The organism is Psychrobacter sp. ASPA161_6, assembly GCF_051970285.1.
Classification (GTDB): Bacteria; Pseudomonadota; Gammaproteobacteria; order Pseudomonadales; family Moraxellaceae; genus Psychrobacter; species Psychrobacter glaciei.
In genome coordinates, this window is record NZ_JBEFNJ010000001.1 from 388967 (window position 1) to 403441 (window position 14475).

The 14475-nt window shown below is 44.9% G+C and carries 12 protein-coding genes; 8 read left to right on the forward strand and 4 right to left on the reverse strand.

Annotated elements, in window-relative coordinates; genetic code table 11:
• Positions 1–97: 97 nt before the first annotated feature.
• From ACTQ9T_RS01655 to ACTQ9T_RS01685, 7 genes are all read left to right on the forward strand, one after another.
• On the forward strand, positions 98–1804 hold the full coding sequence (locus ACTQ9T_RS01655) for a hypothetical protein (RefSeq protein WP_440463874.1): 1707 nt from the start codon (positions 98–100) through the stop codon (positions 1802–1804).
• A 364-nt stretch (positions 1805–2168) separates the two neighbouring features.
• Entirely contained in the window at positions 2169–4262 is a 2094-nt protein-coding gene (locus tag ACTQ9T_RS01660; protein WP_440463875.1) for an EAL domain-containing protein, read from the forward strand.
• Positions 4263–4464: 202 nt separating this feature from the next.
• On the forward strand, positions 4465–4926 hold the full coding sequence (locus tag ACTQ9T_RS01665; RefSeq protein ID WP_189579910.1) for a c-type cytochrome: 462 nt from the start codon (positions 4465–4467) through the stop codon (positions 4924–4926).
• 66 nt (positions 4927–4992) lie between these two features.
• On the forward strand, positions 4993–6000 hold the full coding sequence (locus tag ACTQ9T_RS01670; RefSeq protein WP_440463876.1) for an AAA family ATPase: 1008 nt from the start codon (positions 4993–4995) through the stop codon (positions 5998–6000).
• A gap of 91 nt (positions 6001–6091) precedes the next feature.
• Positions 6092–7129, forward strand: a complete 1038-nt coding sequence (locus ACTQ9T_RS01675; protein WP_210540339.1) for a hypothetical protein — start codon at positions 6092–6094, stop codon at positions 7127–7129.
• Positions 7126–9387, forward strand: a complete 2262-nt coding sequence (locus tag ACTQ9T_RS01680) for a transglutaminase family protein (protein WP_440463877.1) — start codon at positions 7126–7128, stop codon at positions 9385–9387. Before ACTQ9T_RS01675 ends, ACTQ9T_RS01680 begins: the two co-directional genes overlap by 4 nt.
• Before the next feature lie 66 nt (positions 9388–9453).
• On the forward strand, positions 9454–9741 hold the full coding sequence (locus ACTQ9T_RS01685) for a DUF4031 domain-containing protein (RefSeq protein ID WP_010201315.1): 288 nt from the start codon (positions 9454–9456) through the stop codon (positions 9739–9741).
• An 83-nt stretch (positions 9742–9824) separates the two neighbouring features.
• On the opposite strand, the gene ACTQ9T_RS01690 is transcribed toward ACTQ9T_RS01685, so the two are convergent.
• Positions 9825–10343, reverse strand: coding sequence for a DUF302 domain-containing protein (locus ACTQ9T_RS01690; protein WP_440463878.1), 519 nt, complete (start codon positions 10341–10343; stop codon positions 9825–9827).
• A 158-nt stretch (positions 10344–10501) separates the two neighbouring features.
• Entirely contained in the window at positions 10502–11395 is an 894-nt protein-coding gene (locus tag ACTQ9T_RS01695) for a LysR family transcriptional regulator (protein WP_440463879.1), read from the reverse strand.
• A 196-nt stretch (positions 11396–11591) separates the two neighbouring features.
• On the opposite strand from ACTQ9T_RS01695, the gene ACTQ9T_RS01700 reads away from it, so the two are divergent.
• Positions 11592–12716 carry an S-(hydroxymethyl)glutathione dehydrogenase/class III alcohol dehydrogenase gene (locus ACTQ9T_RS01700; RefSeq protein ID WP_440463880.1) on the forward strand — a complete coding sequence of 375 codons (1125 nt, stop codon included), beginning with the start codon at positions 11592–11594 and terminating at the stop codon, positions 12714–12716.
• Positions 12717–12982: 266 nt separating this feature from the next.
• Here ACTQ9T_RS01700 and ACTQ9T_RS01705 read toward each other — a convergent pair whose 3' ends face one another.
• Positions 12983–13681 (reverse strand): haloacid dehalogenase type II, encoded by a 699-nt coding sequence (locus ACTQ9T_RS01705; protein WP_440463881.1) that lies wholly within the window; start codon positions 13679–13681, stop codon positions 12983–12985.
• Positions 13682–13724: 43 nt separating this feature from the next.
• On the reverse strand, positions 13725–14378 hold the full coding sequence (locus ACTQ9T_RS01710; protein ID WP_440463882.1) for a DsbA family oxidoreductase: 654 nt from the start codon (positions 14376–14378) through the stop codon (positions 13725–13727).
• Positions 14379–14475: the final 97 nt, after the last annotated feature.

Below are 14475 nucleotides of genomic sequence, written 5' to 3' on the forward strand. Positions count from 1 at the left end.
ATAAGCAGCTGTTATTACGACCTTCTATCGATAGCTAACGCTTACCCGCTTGCTAATAGTTTGTGCAGCTATCACTGCGTAATAACTAAGGATAGTAATGATAACTTTATCGGATTTTCAAGAGCATCTGGCTTCGACAGAGCCGTTACTGCCTGCTTCTAGCCACTCGACCAACGGTCAAGAGCAGCATTTGCGCAAGTGGGTGGCACTTTTGCCATCGCAAACAGAAGCGCAGCAAGCGGAGCAATTGGAAAAAGTACTCACAGAGTTGAGAGTGGCTGACGTAGATGATCAGCAACGTTTCAAATTAATTCGTATCGTCCTTGATGCTGCCGATCGGCTGATTGCTGCTTTACGTCAGTCTTACGTCCATGAGACGGGAGCGCTGAGTGATGCTCAGTTGGACTGTGTTGCTCAAGTAAAATCTTTATATTATCTTGTTATTCTGGTCTGCGACGGTGTGATACGCCGCGAAATATCGTTGTTAGACAGTCAAAAAACGCCGGCAAGTAGCGGCTGGCAGCGCCGTTTTACGGGCGAAAAATCTGCGCCAATGACGTTAGCCATCGTTATTTACCAGACGATGTTAACGTACCAAAAACTATTGATGGAAGAGGCCATTTGTTATCAAAAGCCACCGTCATATGTCTGGGCTGCACTCAATCGATTGTATTATCTTGCCTGTCAGCGCCATGCTGCAATTCTTGACTTAAGTGTTTATGTCGTTACCAACCGCGCGGACAGTATACATCGATTGTATTGTCAAATATGTTTGCACAGCTTGCTCAATGTGCGCGGATTGCGTCGTTCTAATATCTTGCTGGTCCATCGCTTATTACCGGAGTGGGCTGAACCAATTGTTGCGACCATAGAGCCGCAAACTGAGACACGCGTCTTTGTCAATTTGCATAGTGATAATCCACCTACTTATTTGACCGCCCACTCTAGCATCAATCCCTATGAGAGCCAGTACGACTGTCTCTTCATTGAGCTGGCATCAGTGATAGAGCATCTAAAATCACGCCAGCAAGCATTAATCAATGAGGGTAGCGAAGGCGTTGAGTGCTGTTTGCTGAATAAGATAGCAATGGCGATAACCTATCGCTATATGCAGCCGCAATTAACCGTACCGAATAAGTATAGCGCTAAGCAAGATGCCACAATGGTGATTGGATTTAACGATATTCATTATCATGCTAGTCATGCGCAAGGATTGATAAGCTTGATCGGCACCAAAGAGCTGCCGGATGGGGAGCGACCTCGCTATGATACCGTACCAAAAAAACCCGTGGACAGTAACTTATCAATCGTTGAAACCTTTGACAGCAAAAATGTCCTTTCGCCTTTTCGCACGTTGCAGCTGATGGTAAATCCTGTTGATGTTGATGTTGATGTTGACGTTCGTCCTCCCATTACCACTCCGCCACCGTTACAAATAATGAGTCTCTCTTTATTATGCCGTTCTGAGACGACGACCGCTGACTGGTCAATTGGGGTTGTACGCTGGCTCAATCTTGATACTCATAATCCAGAGGTAGAGTGGCAAGTCCTTGGTCACAAGTTAATCACTTGCGGGCTGCGTCTAGAGGATAGGAAGTCACGCAGTCAGCATTTTGTGCCAGCCTTCATTGTCGCTGGCGATGATCAGCTACAGACGACTTGCAGCTTAATAGTGCCGACCTTTCACTTTCAGACCAATGATAGAGTGATCATGCGCTTGCATAATAAACAGAAATTGTTACGTTTATTACATCCCTTATTGGTGACCGATGAGTTTAGCCAGTATGAAGTGGTACAACTGTAGTTTACGCAAGTATTTATTTGGATAGTGATATAGTCAATCCTATATAAATCGGCTGCGGTGGCAGCCTCTCTAAGTCTACTATTTGCCATACTTCAGCATGTCCAAGTTAAGTTAATATGCAGTCGGTTAAATTATTGTCTATAATGAGAGATACTGCGACTTACATTTTTATGGTCTAGAAATACCTACCTACCAAGTCAGTCATCCTAGACCGCATCAATAAACCAGTATTTTCAATACCCGCTGAGCCTAATACTTGTAGTGCTTGCTTATTTGCTGTGCTATTTTGATGTTAGAAAAAGCAGCAAGGTATCGAAATTAAGCGATAAAAATAAATACGATCATAAGATTCAAAAGGCCTCCTATGCGTACTCAGTCCGTCTTAAATCTACTAGTTATCGATGCCGATCAGCTCTATGCTGAGCGTCTGGTGGATTTGCTAGATTCTTATTATGACAGCATCAATCTAGGCTTTTTGGATGACAAGGAAGAGTTGCTCAAATCACTCCGCCAGCCGTGGGATGTTTTAGTTTTTGGCCAAGCCTATGATATGAGCTTTACCGACATGGTGGGCATCGTGCAAGAGCAGAGTATTGATCTGCCGATGATCTGTCTGATGAGTGCAGAGACAGCTCCGACTGCTCATAATGAGGACGGTTTGCCTTCTGTGATGAATGGCACGATGGTTAAGGCGCTTAGGGCAGACCAAGAGACAGCAGTGGTGATGGCTATTTGCTTACAGCATGATAATTTGCGTAGCCGTCGCCAGCTAAAAGCTCTGCATCATATACTGTCTGAGGCAGAGCAGCGCGCTAATATTTTAATCAAAAACTCCAAAAGTGCGGTTGCCTATCTTGACCAAGGTATTCATATCTTTGCCAATGACCCTTATCTTCAGCTATTTGGTTTTGAATCAATGAACGATATCATTGGTGTACCCGTTATTGATTTGATCGCAGGCGGCGACAATGTCAAAGCCTTTAAGCAGTTTTTGCGACAGTTTGATAAGGGTAGCCGTGAAGAGGTTGAGTTCAAATTCGAAAGCCTACGTAAGGATGGCAGTACCTTTGAGGCAAAACTACAGCTGGCAGCAGCCACCTTGGATAGTGAGCCCGTTACTCAAATTATTATCCAACAAAATAACAGTAATAGTGCTGAGGTTGCCAAGCGCTTGGCAGAAGCTGAGCGTAAGGATAGCTTGACAGGAATCAACAACCGCCACGGTTTTGAAGAGCAGTTGATGACGGTACACCAGCAAGCAATCGATGGCGTACTGACTGCAGGGCTAATGTATGTTCGGCTCGATAACATTGGTAAAATTAGAAGTAGCTTGGGTTTGCAGGGTGTCGATACGACGGTCAAGCAGGTAGCTTATACCCTAGACGATCTGGTGCCAGAGGGTTATGTAAGCCGCTTTAGCGATACAGCATTTACGATACTAGTAGAGAATCAGACAGCCGCCGAGCTCGAACAGCTCGCCGAGCACATTGGCTCACGTATTAGTGGGATGCTCATTGAAGTCGATAAGCGTACGACAAGCACCACCGTTAGTATTGGTATTGTCAAAATCGAAAAAAACACCGCTGAGCCTAAGATTGTATTAGAGCGAGCGATGGATGCCATTGCTCAGATTATGACTGAGACCTCCAATAAAGGTGGCACCTATCATTTATATGATCCAAGCGAGCATGCCAATAGTGATGACCATGCGCTCGCTGAGTCTTTAGTCGATGCCATTGCCAATAACCGCTTTGAGCTATCGTTTCAGGCGATATATGACATCAATAATGACCGTAGTGATTTTTTTGAAGTCTATCTGCGGCTGCCATTGGCAGATGCTGACAATACCGTGTTGACGCCTCAACAATTTATGGCAGTTGCTAAAGCGCATCAATTGCTAGAAAAAATAGATCGTTGGGTACTGATTAATGCCTGTAAAAAGATAAATGACGTCCGTAAGATCCATCCTGAAGCGCGATTATTGATACAATTGACCAGTGCTTCGCTGGTTGACAAAAAGCTGCCAAACGTTGCCAGTCAGCTGATTAATGCCGTTGGCGGTGCTGCAGGAGCATTGACGCTACAATTTAATGAACAAGATATCGCTGATCATTTAACGGTTGCCAAATCTCAATTTGAAGCACTTGACCAAGTGGGCTGTCAGCTTGGTATTACTAACTTTGGCTCGTCTACTAAGTCTGTTGAGATTGCCAGCGTTGTCCAGCCAGATATCGTACGTTTGGCTCGTAGTTACGTGCAAGATATCGATTCTGCGGATAATTTAGAAGCCGTTAAGTCTCTTATCGTGCGTACCAATGCAGTTAAAATCGATGTGTTGATGCCTTACATTGAAGAGGCGGCAACCATGTCTGTCGCTTGGAGTGTGGGTGCGCGCTATCTGCAAGGGTATTATTTGGAAGAGCCAAGCAGTACAATAAAAGTGGCTAGTAGTACATAAGAGCACCTAATCTTGTGTGCAACCATACAGGTATAACCCTAGACGTTTCTTAAGCGTTATTTATTGGTTTAGATGCCGATAAATAACGCTCTATTTTTAAACAGCTATCTATGCGTGCCGACCGATTTTGCCTGATTTCGCCTTGCATTATTATCGATATCGTCTTATATAGCTGGTGCTCCTCAACTAAAGATTGTCAAAAATGTCTATTATCAGTAAGTCATCATTGAGCGGTATTTTTACCGCTGTTCTACTGCTCACCGCCTGCGGGGAAAGTATACCACCTGATCATCGCGCGCCTGTCACGCTGCCACTATATACTGGAGGTAACGCTGTCAATGGTGCCCTAATTTATAAAGAGGCTTGTGGTCAGTGTCATCAGCTCAATGCCGGTCTCAATAAAAAAGGCCCGCAGTTGATGAATATATATGGTGCGCCCGCCGCAGAGCTAGAAGATTACACCTATAGTGATGGGCTAAAAAAATCAGGTTGGATATGGGATGCAAAAACGCTCGATCCTTATATTGCGGATGCGGAAAAAGCCATGCTAGATTCAAAAATGCTATCAAACCCTATGCCTGATGCTAAAGAGCGTGCGGATGTGATCGCTTATCTGTCAACGCTTCGTGCCGCCGCGCCCCTAGTGGAAGATGAGGCAAAGTAATTCCTGATTTATACTCATTATCCAAAAAACGAGCCAATAATTACTATGACCCATACAGCCATCAACATGTCCCTTTCCTCTACACGCCAGTCAACGTCAGAGATACTCAGTCAATCTGCGCCTAGTGCTAGCGACTATCGCCATAATCATCAAAAAATCGCCCAGCTTATGGCACAGTTAAACCAAATTGTGTTGGACAAACCTCAAGCCGTTAAGTTGGCGCTCAGTGGTATATTGGCAGGTGGTCATTTATTACTGCAAGATATACCGGGTATGGGCAAGACGACCTTGGCGCAGGGATTGGCACAGTTATTGGGCTTGAGCTTTAGCCGCGTGCAGTTTACTAACGACATGCTACCAGCAGATATTTTAGGCATGAGTATCTATGACCAAAGTAAACAGCAATTTGAGTTTCGTTCTGGGCCTATCTTTACTCAGCTGTTACTGGCAGATGAAATCAATCGCTCCAGCCCCAAGACGCAAAGCGCATTATTAGAAGCGATGGAAGAGCGGCAAGTCACCCAAGATGGGAAAACCTATTTTTTGCCGCAGCCGTTTTTTGTGATTGCAACCCAAAATCCTTTGCAGCAAGCAGGTGTCTATCCACTCCCTGAATCGCAGCTAGATCGATTCTTACTATGTTTGTCGCTCGGTTACCCATCACCTGCAGCAGAGCGTGAGCTCTTAAAAGGTCAGGATCGCCGCGAGCTATTAAAAGAGTTGGATGCTGTGCTAGATACGGATGCTGTTTTAGTAGCCCAGCAAGGGGTCAAGCAAGTTCATGTCGCGGATGTGGTTTTGGATTATCTACAAAGGCTGGTGGCAAAAACACGAGCAAGCCAAGAGTATCATGGCTTATCACCGCGTGGTGTGCTGTCACTACAGCGTGCTGCACAAGCTTATGCCTATGTATCGGGGCATATGGAGATGACACCTGAAGATATTCAAGCGGTGTTCGCTGCGGTCACTGATCATCGTCTCGGTCAGCGGTTTGTGCCTGCGTACGTGACGGGAGGGCAGGCGACACAAACCATCGCGCAACGCATTTTGGCAGACGTGGCTGTTATTATTTAACCGTTTGATTTTTCATAGCGTGCGTTTATGTCCAAAACTGCTATTCAATTGTGAATGAGAGTATTAATTTTATGGTAAGGATAGGGTAATCATGAGCTTTTTGCCAAAAGCCTTAACCGTACCAGCTACTTCAGCATTAAGCCGTTGGTTTGCCTCGCGTGCGCCTAAAAGTGATAGCGCCACGCTCAATTTGCGTAATGTCTATATCTTTTTTAGCCGTGAAGGGATGCTATTTGCGGTGTTATTGGTCATTACCTTTATCGCTGGCATCAACTATGGCAACAACTTAGTATTGGGCTTATGTTTTTATTTGGTCAGTGTCTGGCTGATCAGCTTTCATGTGACCTTTGCTCATATCTCAGGTCTAAAAGTACAATTAATAGAAGTGACCATGGCAGAAGCGGGTGCGCCTGTTTGGGTGACTTTGCAGCTGCGCAGTGAGAGCCGCCAACCAAGACGGCAGTTGTTATTCAGCTTTGAGCAGGTTGATAAAACAACCAATAAGAAGGCTAATAAGCAAATTAAGCATGACACGGATAGTCAAAACTCTGTGCTCGTTACACGGCTACAAGGTGAGCAAATTATTCGTTTGCCAGTACAGACGCATAGTCGTGGGCAGTTTGAATTACCACGATTAAAAATCAAAACCGTTTATCCTTTGGGCATTATGCGGGCATGGTCTTATGTCTATTTTGCGCGTACGGCGTGGGTCTATCCAAAACCTGAAGCCTTTGACTGGCAGGCGCAGTATTCGGTCGCAAGTCAGGAGGATTTAGCAACAGGCGGGCAATATCGGCAAGGTCAAGATGACTTTGAGCGGCTCGATAATTATATCGAAGGTGAGTCGCTGGCACGAGTTTCTTGGGGGCATGTGGCGCGCGGTCAAGGTATGTTTACCAAGCACTTTGCTGATCCAGTCGGTCATGAACAAAGCTTAGATTATGCCGATATGCCAGCGGTGCATCATGAGCAGAGGCTGGCTCAGATGACGTATGGGGCGATGAGGTTAGGTGAGCTAGGTGTGCCATTTAAGATGCGCTTGCCGAGTGATGCCTCTGCTGCTGCCCCGATGGGAGAAGGTGATAGTTTTGCGCAAGCGTGCTTGCTAAGGTTGGCAAAAACGCCATGACCAGTATCTCTAAAATAAATGACTCAAAGAAACCGGTAGAAGTATTTACTGGCTCTTCTAAATCAGACTTTATAAATTCTGCAAGCTTTGAGCAGTTGGCATTGGGTCAAAATATCGCTTCTCATACTGAACAGGCTAGCGATACTAAATGGACTCGCAAGCTATTTGCCTTGCCAGCGTATTATTGGGTATTAATCGCCCAAATCATTGTCATTTTACCTCATGCCGCGCATCTGCCTTTATGGCTGATTGGCTTTGCTGTGGTTAGTATCGCGGCCCAACTACCACGCATCAAAGCTAAATTCAAAAAATTGCGTCGTTTAAAACGTGTCTATCAAGGCATGCAAATGCTCGGCTTCTTGCTGGGTCTTGTCGGTCTGTGGCTGACGTACAATACAGCGTTTGGACTGGATATGGGCGTGGCATTTTTGGTGCTATGTCTCATCAGTAAGCTGTGGGAATTGTATAAGCGGCGCGATGCTTATGTGGTCTTAAATTTATCGCTATTCGTGCTTGCTGCGCTGTTTTTGATGGATCAAGGTCTTGTCACGACTTTAGAAGTAATCATCGGTGCTGTCATTATCTTATTGGCATTTATTGCACTCAATGACGACGGCAATACTCGCGGTGATGGTCGTCTGCGCACTTTGGGTGTATTAGGTCTTGGGGCACTGCCATTATTGGTTGTATTGTTTTTATTCTTCCCGCGCTTACCACCGCTATGGTCAGTGCAGCTATCGGGTCAGCAAGCAACCACTGGCGTCTCCGATAGTATGTCGCCCGGTGACTTTGCTAATTTGGGACAATCGACTGAGCTGGCATTTCGGGTAGAGTTTGCAGATAAGCGCCCACCGCAACAGCAGTTATATTGGCGTGGTTTGGTGTTTAGCGACTTTGATGGAATTACATGGCGTCCTAGCCCTCAGCAACAACAATGGCGGCCTGCACCGCAAATGCCTGTTTGGATTGAGAACGCCTTTGCTACTATCCCTGATGAAGTGAAAGTTGCGCCTACCAGCTATGAGATTATTTTAGAACCCACACAACAAAACTGGCTATTTGGCCTCGATTATCCTTTTGCCCAGCGCCAAGACATCAGTATTACTTCAAACTTTACCCTATTAAAAGACCAGCCCGTTACTCAGCAGTTCCGTTATGACGTATTGCAATTTGCACCGATGCGCATTGACCCTGTTCTGTCTGAAGCATTACGGCGGCTGAATCTTGCTCTGCCAGCTGATGGCAACCCACAAGCACGCGCACTGGCAAAGCGATTATTCGCGCAATCTGGCTCAGATCCAGTGCGCTATATTGCAGCTATTGAACGCTGGATTAATCAAACAGAATTTCGTTATACACTATCACCGCCACGGCTGAATAAGAACCGTATTGATGAGTTTTTATTTGAGACCAAAGCGGGATTTTGTGAGCATTATTCTTCAAGTTTTACGTTTATGATGCGGGCAGCTGGTATACCTGCGCGGGTCGTGGCAGGCTATCAAGGTGGCGAGCTAAGCCGCGGCGGCAATGTTTGGGAAGTTCGGCAGAAAGATGCACACGCTTGGACGGAAGTTTGGCTTGAGGGTCAAGGCTGGGTACGTGTTGATCCGACAGCTTTTGTTGCGCCTGAGCGCGTTGAGCAAGGCATGGATGCGCTGACGCAGTCGCAGGGAGCTGCGATGTTCGGTGATGGCGCTAGTGCGCAAATCAGCTATCAGCAATATCAAATGCTACAAACCTTGCGCCGCCTCTCAGATCAAGCCAGCTACTATTGGCAAAAAGACGTCGTCGGTTACGATCAGGACAAACAAGCTGACTCATTACTCAAATGGTTCAACATCCGCTCAGTCATGCAGCAAATTATTTGGTTGGCAGCGAGTGCTATCACTGTCATGGCTATTTTAATCTTTGTCATCTGGCAACGTCGCCGCAAGCGCTGGCATCTAGCAGACCTGCCGCTTGCACAGCTATCAAGACGTATTGGTAAGGTGGATAAATCGCTGGCTCGTGATAACAGCGAAGGCCAACTGGCATGGCTTGAGCGCGTGGCACTGGCTATTGATTCAAATGCCGAAGGTGGTACTGATAGCCGTTTAACAGACAGTGGTCACTCAGAAATTGTCCAAGCCAAAATCATGCAGATTCAACAAGATTATCGTCAGCTACGCTATGGGCGTCTCAGTGCACTTGAAATCAGTGATAAAGAATATCAAATAGTGTTCAAACAGCTCAAAAAAAATGTCGGTGAGTTATTTTGATGGCTGTTTGTGAAAGCGTGGTTTAGCGCATGAGAAGAGGTTAAGGGTAATAAAGGAGGTGGCTGTATGGCAATATATGTGGATTTTGTGCAGATAGAATTTAAAGGCTATAAATGGTGTCATATGTTAGCTGATACGCTGCAAGAGCTGCATGAGTTTGCCTTATTGATAGAAGTAGATCAGCGCTTATTCCACCGTCATGCCAGTTACCCGCATTATGATGTTACGGTACAAATGCGTGCGACAGCGATTGAATATGGCGCTATCCCTGCCGGTCGAAAAAAGATTATAGAATGTGCTAAGAAGTTAAAAATAGAGCTACACGAGCAAATCGCACAGTCTAAGAATGGCTAATAAATTAATCTTTTGAAGATATAAAAAAGGTGGGTTATGCTTTTGCATCCCACCTTTTTTGTGTTCATATTTCCATTTATAGCTTACTTTGCAATAGCTGCCTTACTGACACCATCAAGCGCTTTTGCGATGTTAGCTATCTCGGTATCACAACCTTTGATGTTATGACGGTCTTTGAGATATTCAGGATTATTGTACGACAACCAGACTTTTTTATCCGCATCTTCACTGATAAGGATTTTTTGTGGTAAGTCGATGGCGACGCTTTGCTCGCAATTCATCAATGGCGTACCCGCTTTTGGGTTACCAAACATAATCACCTGTGTTGGTCTCAATGTTAAATTGGCACCTTGCGCATTTTTTTGATGATCGACGCGTGCAAATACTTTCATACCTTTACTTTCGATAATCGCCGCCAGCTTATCAGCAGTATCTTGGACGGAATGATTACTTTGCATCGTAACCAAACCCTTTTCAGCATTGATAGCAGTCATCGTTTCTGGCATTGATGGCATTTTATCCGGCGCGTTTAAAATATTTTCAACGCTGGCACACGAGGACATGGCCAAAGCTAAGGCAGCGATAGAGACAATCTTAATCATAAAAATTCCTATTATTATGGTAATTTATTTAGCAAGTGATGCTTGGTTTTGTTAAACGATCTTCTTCTAATATTACAGATATTTCTTAATCATAGTGGATAAGATTCATTTTAAGTAAAACCGAATGTTAAGTAAAACCGAATAGTGGCTTTGTATGTTCATGCTAAATGCTCCGATAGATAATCTACCAGCAATCGAATCTTTGGCGATAAATGACGGTTGTGCGGATAGATAGCCCAGATACTTTCTTCAGGCTCTCTATAGTCATCCAACAAGCTGACCAGCTCACCTGATGATAAATACTGTTGCACATAATAATCCGGTAGCTGCACGATACCCAAACCTTTTAGCGCAGCATCAACTAGGCTATGACCACTGTTATATTGAACGCTGCCAGAAACGCGTAGATTTTTTTCTTTATCAGCATTTTTACCAGAATCTATTTTGCCATCTTCTATAAAGTGCCAGTAGTCACGTGTGCCTAGCAGACAATTATGTTTACTCAGCTCACTCAAAGAGTGCGGTGTACCGTGTCTCTCAAGATAAGCAGGCGCGGCACAGACAAAATTCGTACGACGGCTGAGTTTTTTTGCCATCATCGTTGAGTCACTTAGTTTGCCAATACGAATCGCCAAATCATAGCCACCGTCGATCAAGTCCATTTTTTGATTGCTCAAAAAAGCCGTTACTTCGATATCGCTGTATCGCACCATAAAATCATTGACCAGTGGTAATAATTGCTGCTCACCATAAGTGACAGGAGCGGTCAGTTTAATCCTGCCTTGTGGTTTTGACTGTAGGTGGCTCACTGCTTGTTCAGCGGCATCCAAGCCATCAAGCACACCGCGGCAATGCTGATAAAACACGCGGCCTTCTTCGGTCAGTGAGACCTTGCGCGTGGTTCGATATAGCAATTTTATATTCAAGCGCTTTTCTAACGCGCTGATCTGCCGACTGACTTGCGCAGTCGAGAGGCTCAATTCTTTTGCGGCGCGCGTGAAGCTCTCATATTCTGCCACACAAACGAATTCGCTAATACCATCCCAGCGCATGATTGTTACCACTGTGTAAAAGATATTTGCAAATATAGCATATTGTTATCATCTCAGAAACAACTATAATTATCGACATAGAATGAAATGTTTTACAGACTGCTACAACTGTAGCTTGCCTCTATTAGGTAAGCACTATAAGCTGAATAGGTCTGCGCTGAATAAGCGATAAAATTAATTAAAAAGAGAGACAACTATGTCAGATAAATTTATTAAATCGAAAGCCGCCATTGCTTGGGGTCCAAACCAGCCGCTATCTATCGAAGAAGTGGATGTGATGTTGCCGCGCAAAGGCGAAGTCTTGGTAAAAATCGTTGCTAGTGGCGTTTGTCATACCGATGCATTTACCTTATCTGGTGAAGACCCAGAAGGCGTATTCCCAGCGATTTTGGGTCATGAGGGTGGCGGTATCGTCGAGCAAATCGGCGAAGGCGTGACCAGTGTCCAAGTTGGCGATCATGTTATTCCTTTATACACCGCAGAATGTGGCGTCTGTAAAATGTGTACCTCAGGCAAAACCAATTTGTGTTCAGCCGTGCGCGAGACCCAAGGTAAAGGTCTGATGCCAGACGGTACTACGCGTTTTTATAAAGATGGTGAGCCAATTTATCATTACATGGGCTGCTCAACCTTTTCTGAATATACGGTCTTGCCAGAGATTTCATTGGCTAAAGTCAATAAAGAAGCGCCATTAGAAGAAGTTTGCTTGCTAGGTTGTGGCGTCACGACTGGTATGGGGGCGGTCATGAACACTGCAAAAGTCGAAGAGGGCGCAACGGTTGCTATCTTTGGCATGGGCGGTATTGGTCTGTCAGCGGTCATCGGTGCTACCATGGCAAAAGCCAGCCGTATCATTGCGATTGATATCAACGAGAGCAAATTTGAGCTGGCCAAAAAACTGGGCGCGACTGACTGCATCAATCCAAAAGACTATGATAAGCCAATTCAAGAAGTCATCGTTGAGCTAACTGATGGCGGGGTTGATTACTCATTTGAGTGTATCGGTAACGTCGATGTGATGCGTTCCGCGCTTGAGTGCTGCCATAAAGGCTGGGGCGAGTCAGTTATCATCGGTGTCGCTGGTGCTGGGCAAGAAATCTCAACCCGTCCGTTCCAGTTAGTGACTGGTCGAGTCTGGAAAGGTTCAGCATTTGGCGGCGTAAAAGGTCGTTCAGAATTACCAGGCTATGTTGAGCGCTATCTAGCGGGCGAAATCCCACTACAAGACTTCATTACCCATACCATGCCATTAGAAGACATCAACGAAGCGTTTGACTTGATGCATAAAGGCGAAAGTATTCGTACGGTTATTCATTTTTAGAAGTTAATCTTGAGATATAGTCAAAATACTCTAAAAACGCTACGATACTGCTGATATCAGTTTTTTGTAGTCTCTGTCTGCACAGGCACAGCAAGCAAGAAAAATTGATATCAGTAGTGCGTGATGTATCGATATTACTTTTCACTGACTATAGTAGTTTTAAAATGAATATCGTGTCATAGCAATAAAAAAATGCCGCTTCTACTAATAGAAGCGGCATTTTTGGTTTTATTGCTAAAAAGTTTGATTGCTAAAAATCAGAAGGGTTATTTGCTCTGATTATTAAGAATAATCTGATCGGTAAGCGTACCTAAATCGGATGCTATAAAATCAGGTGTGGGAACATTCGACGCTGATAGCAACGCATTATAAGGTCGCGTGAGAAACGCAGCGTGGCAGCCAGCCGCTTGCGCACCAATCGTATCCCAAAGGTGACAGGCGACCAAACACAACTCTGACATTTCAACAGACAACTCTTTGGCTACCATTTGATAGGTTTCAGGTGCAGGCTTGAACTTGCCAACAGTCTCAACGCTGAAGTGCTGCTCAAAAAACTGACTTAGTCCTGCTTTTTCTAATGGTGTTGGAGATGGACTGCTCGCTGAGTTGGTCAACGTCACCAGTCGAAACCCTGCTTCAGTTAGCTTGGTTAATGCTGGCACCGCATCAGGGTGGGCTGGCATTTTGCTCATACGCTCTTTTAACTCATCGATATCGCTTTTTGTCAGCGTGACATTATGAATATCAGCCGTCATCTGTAAGGCAGCGACGCCAAGTTCGCCAAAAGGTGTATAAAGACCGGATAAGGTCATGGTTTGAGAATAAAGCACCAATTGGGCAAACCATTCTCTCAGTATTTTTTCATTGTCAAATAAGCGAGAAAATAAAGGCGCGAGGGTATCAATATCGAGTAGCGTCTCATTGACGTCAAATACGATAATCGAAGGTGAATGCTCAGAAGACATAAGAGATTCCTTTATTAAGAGTCAATGTAAGAGCTAATAAAACCTAGTCTGGCATGTCAGCCAACTGCTGCAAGATACTCGTGAAGTTCTCCACTCCTTGAGCACCGCTAACCAAATGACGCTCATTGAATATCACCGCAGGTACGCTTTGGATACCTTGCTGCTGCCAATGTTGCTCAGCGGCACGTACTTCTTTAGCAAAACATTGGTCTTCCAGTACTGCTAGCGCCTCGCTACGATCGAGTCCAGTCTCCGACGCAATATCCGCGAGCACCGAATGATCAGAGATGTTTCTGCCATTGGTAAAGTGGGCGGTGAACAATGCTTGCTTTAACTCATGCATGCGACCTTGCTGATGCGCCCAATGTAAAAGCTGGTGCAAGTTAAAGGTGTTGTGCATGCGCATGTCATCACTAAAGTTGAACTCAAAACCAACTTCACTACCAGCTTCCGTCATTCTTGCTCGGCTGGCGTCAGACTCTTGCTTGGTCGAGCCATACTTTTCGGCAATATGCTCCCGAAAATTTTGACCTTCGCTTGGCATATTAGGGTTTAGCTCGAACGGATGCCAATGAATTTCGTACTCGGTATTGGTTTGCTTGAGTGCTTCAGCCAACTGTCTATAACCAACGACGCACCAAGGACAAACGACATCTGATACGATATCTATGCGTAGGGGCTTCTCGATATTTTTCATATGACCTCTCGTTATTTACAAGTTTGTTATTCATGATTTCGTTATTTATGACAGTAATTATAGTCAGTAAAAGTAATATCGATACATTACATACTGC

Coding starts and splice junctions, on each gene's coding strand:
- ACTQ9T_RS01655 (WP_440463874.1), top strand. CDS start 98: ATGATAACTTTATCGGATTTTCAAGAGCATCTGGCTTCGACAGAGCCG.
- ACTQ9T_RS01660 (WP_440463875.1), top strand. CDS start 2,169: ATGCGTACTCAGTCCGTCTTAAATCTACTAGTTATCGATGCCGATCAG.
- ACTQ9T_RS01665 (WP_189579910.1), top strand. CDS start 4,465: ATGTCTATTATCAGTAAGTCATCATTGAGCGGTATTTTTACCGCTGTT.
- ACTQ9T_RS01670 (WP_440463876.1), top strand. CDS start 4,993: ATGTCCCTTTCCTCTACACGCCAGTCAACGTCAGAGATACTCAGTCAA.
- ACTQ9T_RS01675 (WP_210540339.1), top strand. CDS start 6,092: ATGAGCTTTTTGCCAAAAGCCTTAACCGTACCAGCTACTTCAGCATTA.
- ACTQ9T_RS01680 (WP_440463877.1), top strand. CDS start 7,126: ATGACCAGTATCTCTAAAATAAATGACTCAAAGAAACCGGTAGAAGTA.
- ACTQ9T_RS01685 (WP_010201315.1), top strand. CDS start 9,454: ATGGCAATATATGTGGATTTTGTGCAGATAGAATTTAAAGGCTATAAA.
- ACTQ9T_RS01690 (WP_440463878.1), bottom strand. CDS start 10,343: ATGATTAAGATTGTCTCTATCGCTGCCTTAGCTTTGGCCATGTCCTCG.
- ACTQ9T_RS01695 (WP_440463879.1), bottom strand. CDS start 11,395: ATGCGCTGGGATGGTATTAGCGAATTCGTTTGTGTGGCAGAATATGAG.
- ACTQ9T_RS01700 (WP_440463880.1), top strand. CDS start 11,592: ATGTCAGATAAATTTATTAAATCGAAAGCCGCCATTGCTTGGGGTCCA.
- ACTQ9T_RS01705 (WP_440463881.1), bottom strand. CDS start 13,681: ATGTCTTCTGAGCATTCACCTTCGATTATCGTATTTGACGTCAATGAG.
- ACTQ9T_RS01710 (WP_440463882.1), bottom strand. CDS start 14,378: ATGAAAAATATCGAGAAGCCCCTACGCATAGATATCGTATCAGATGTC.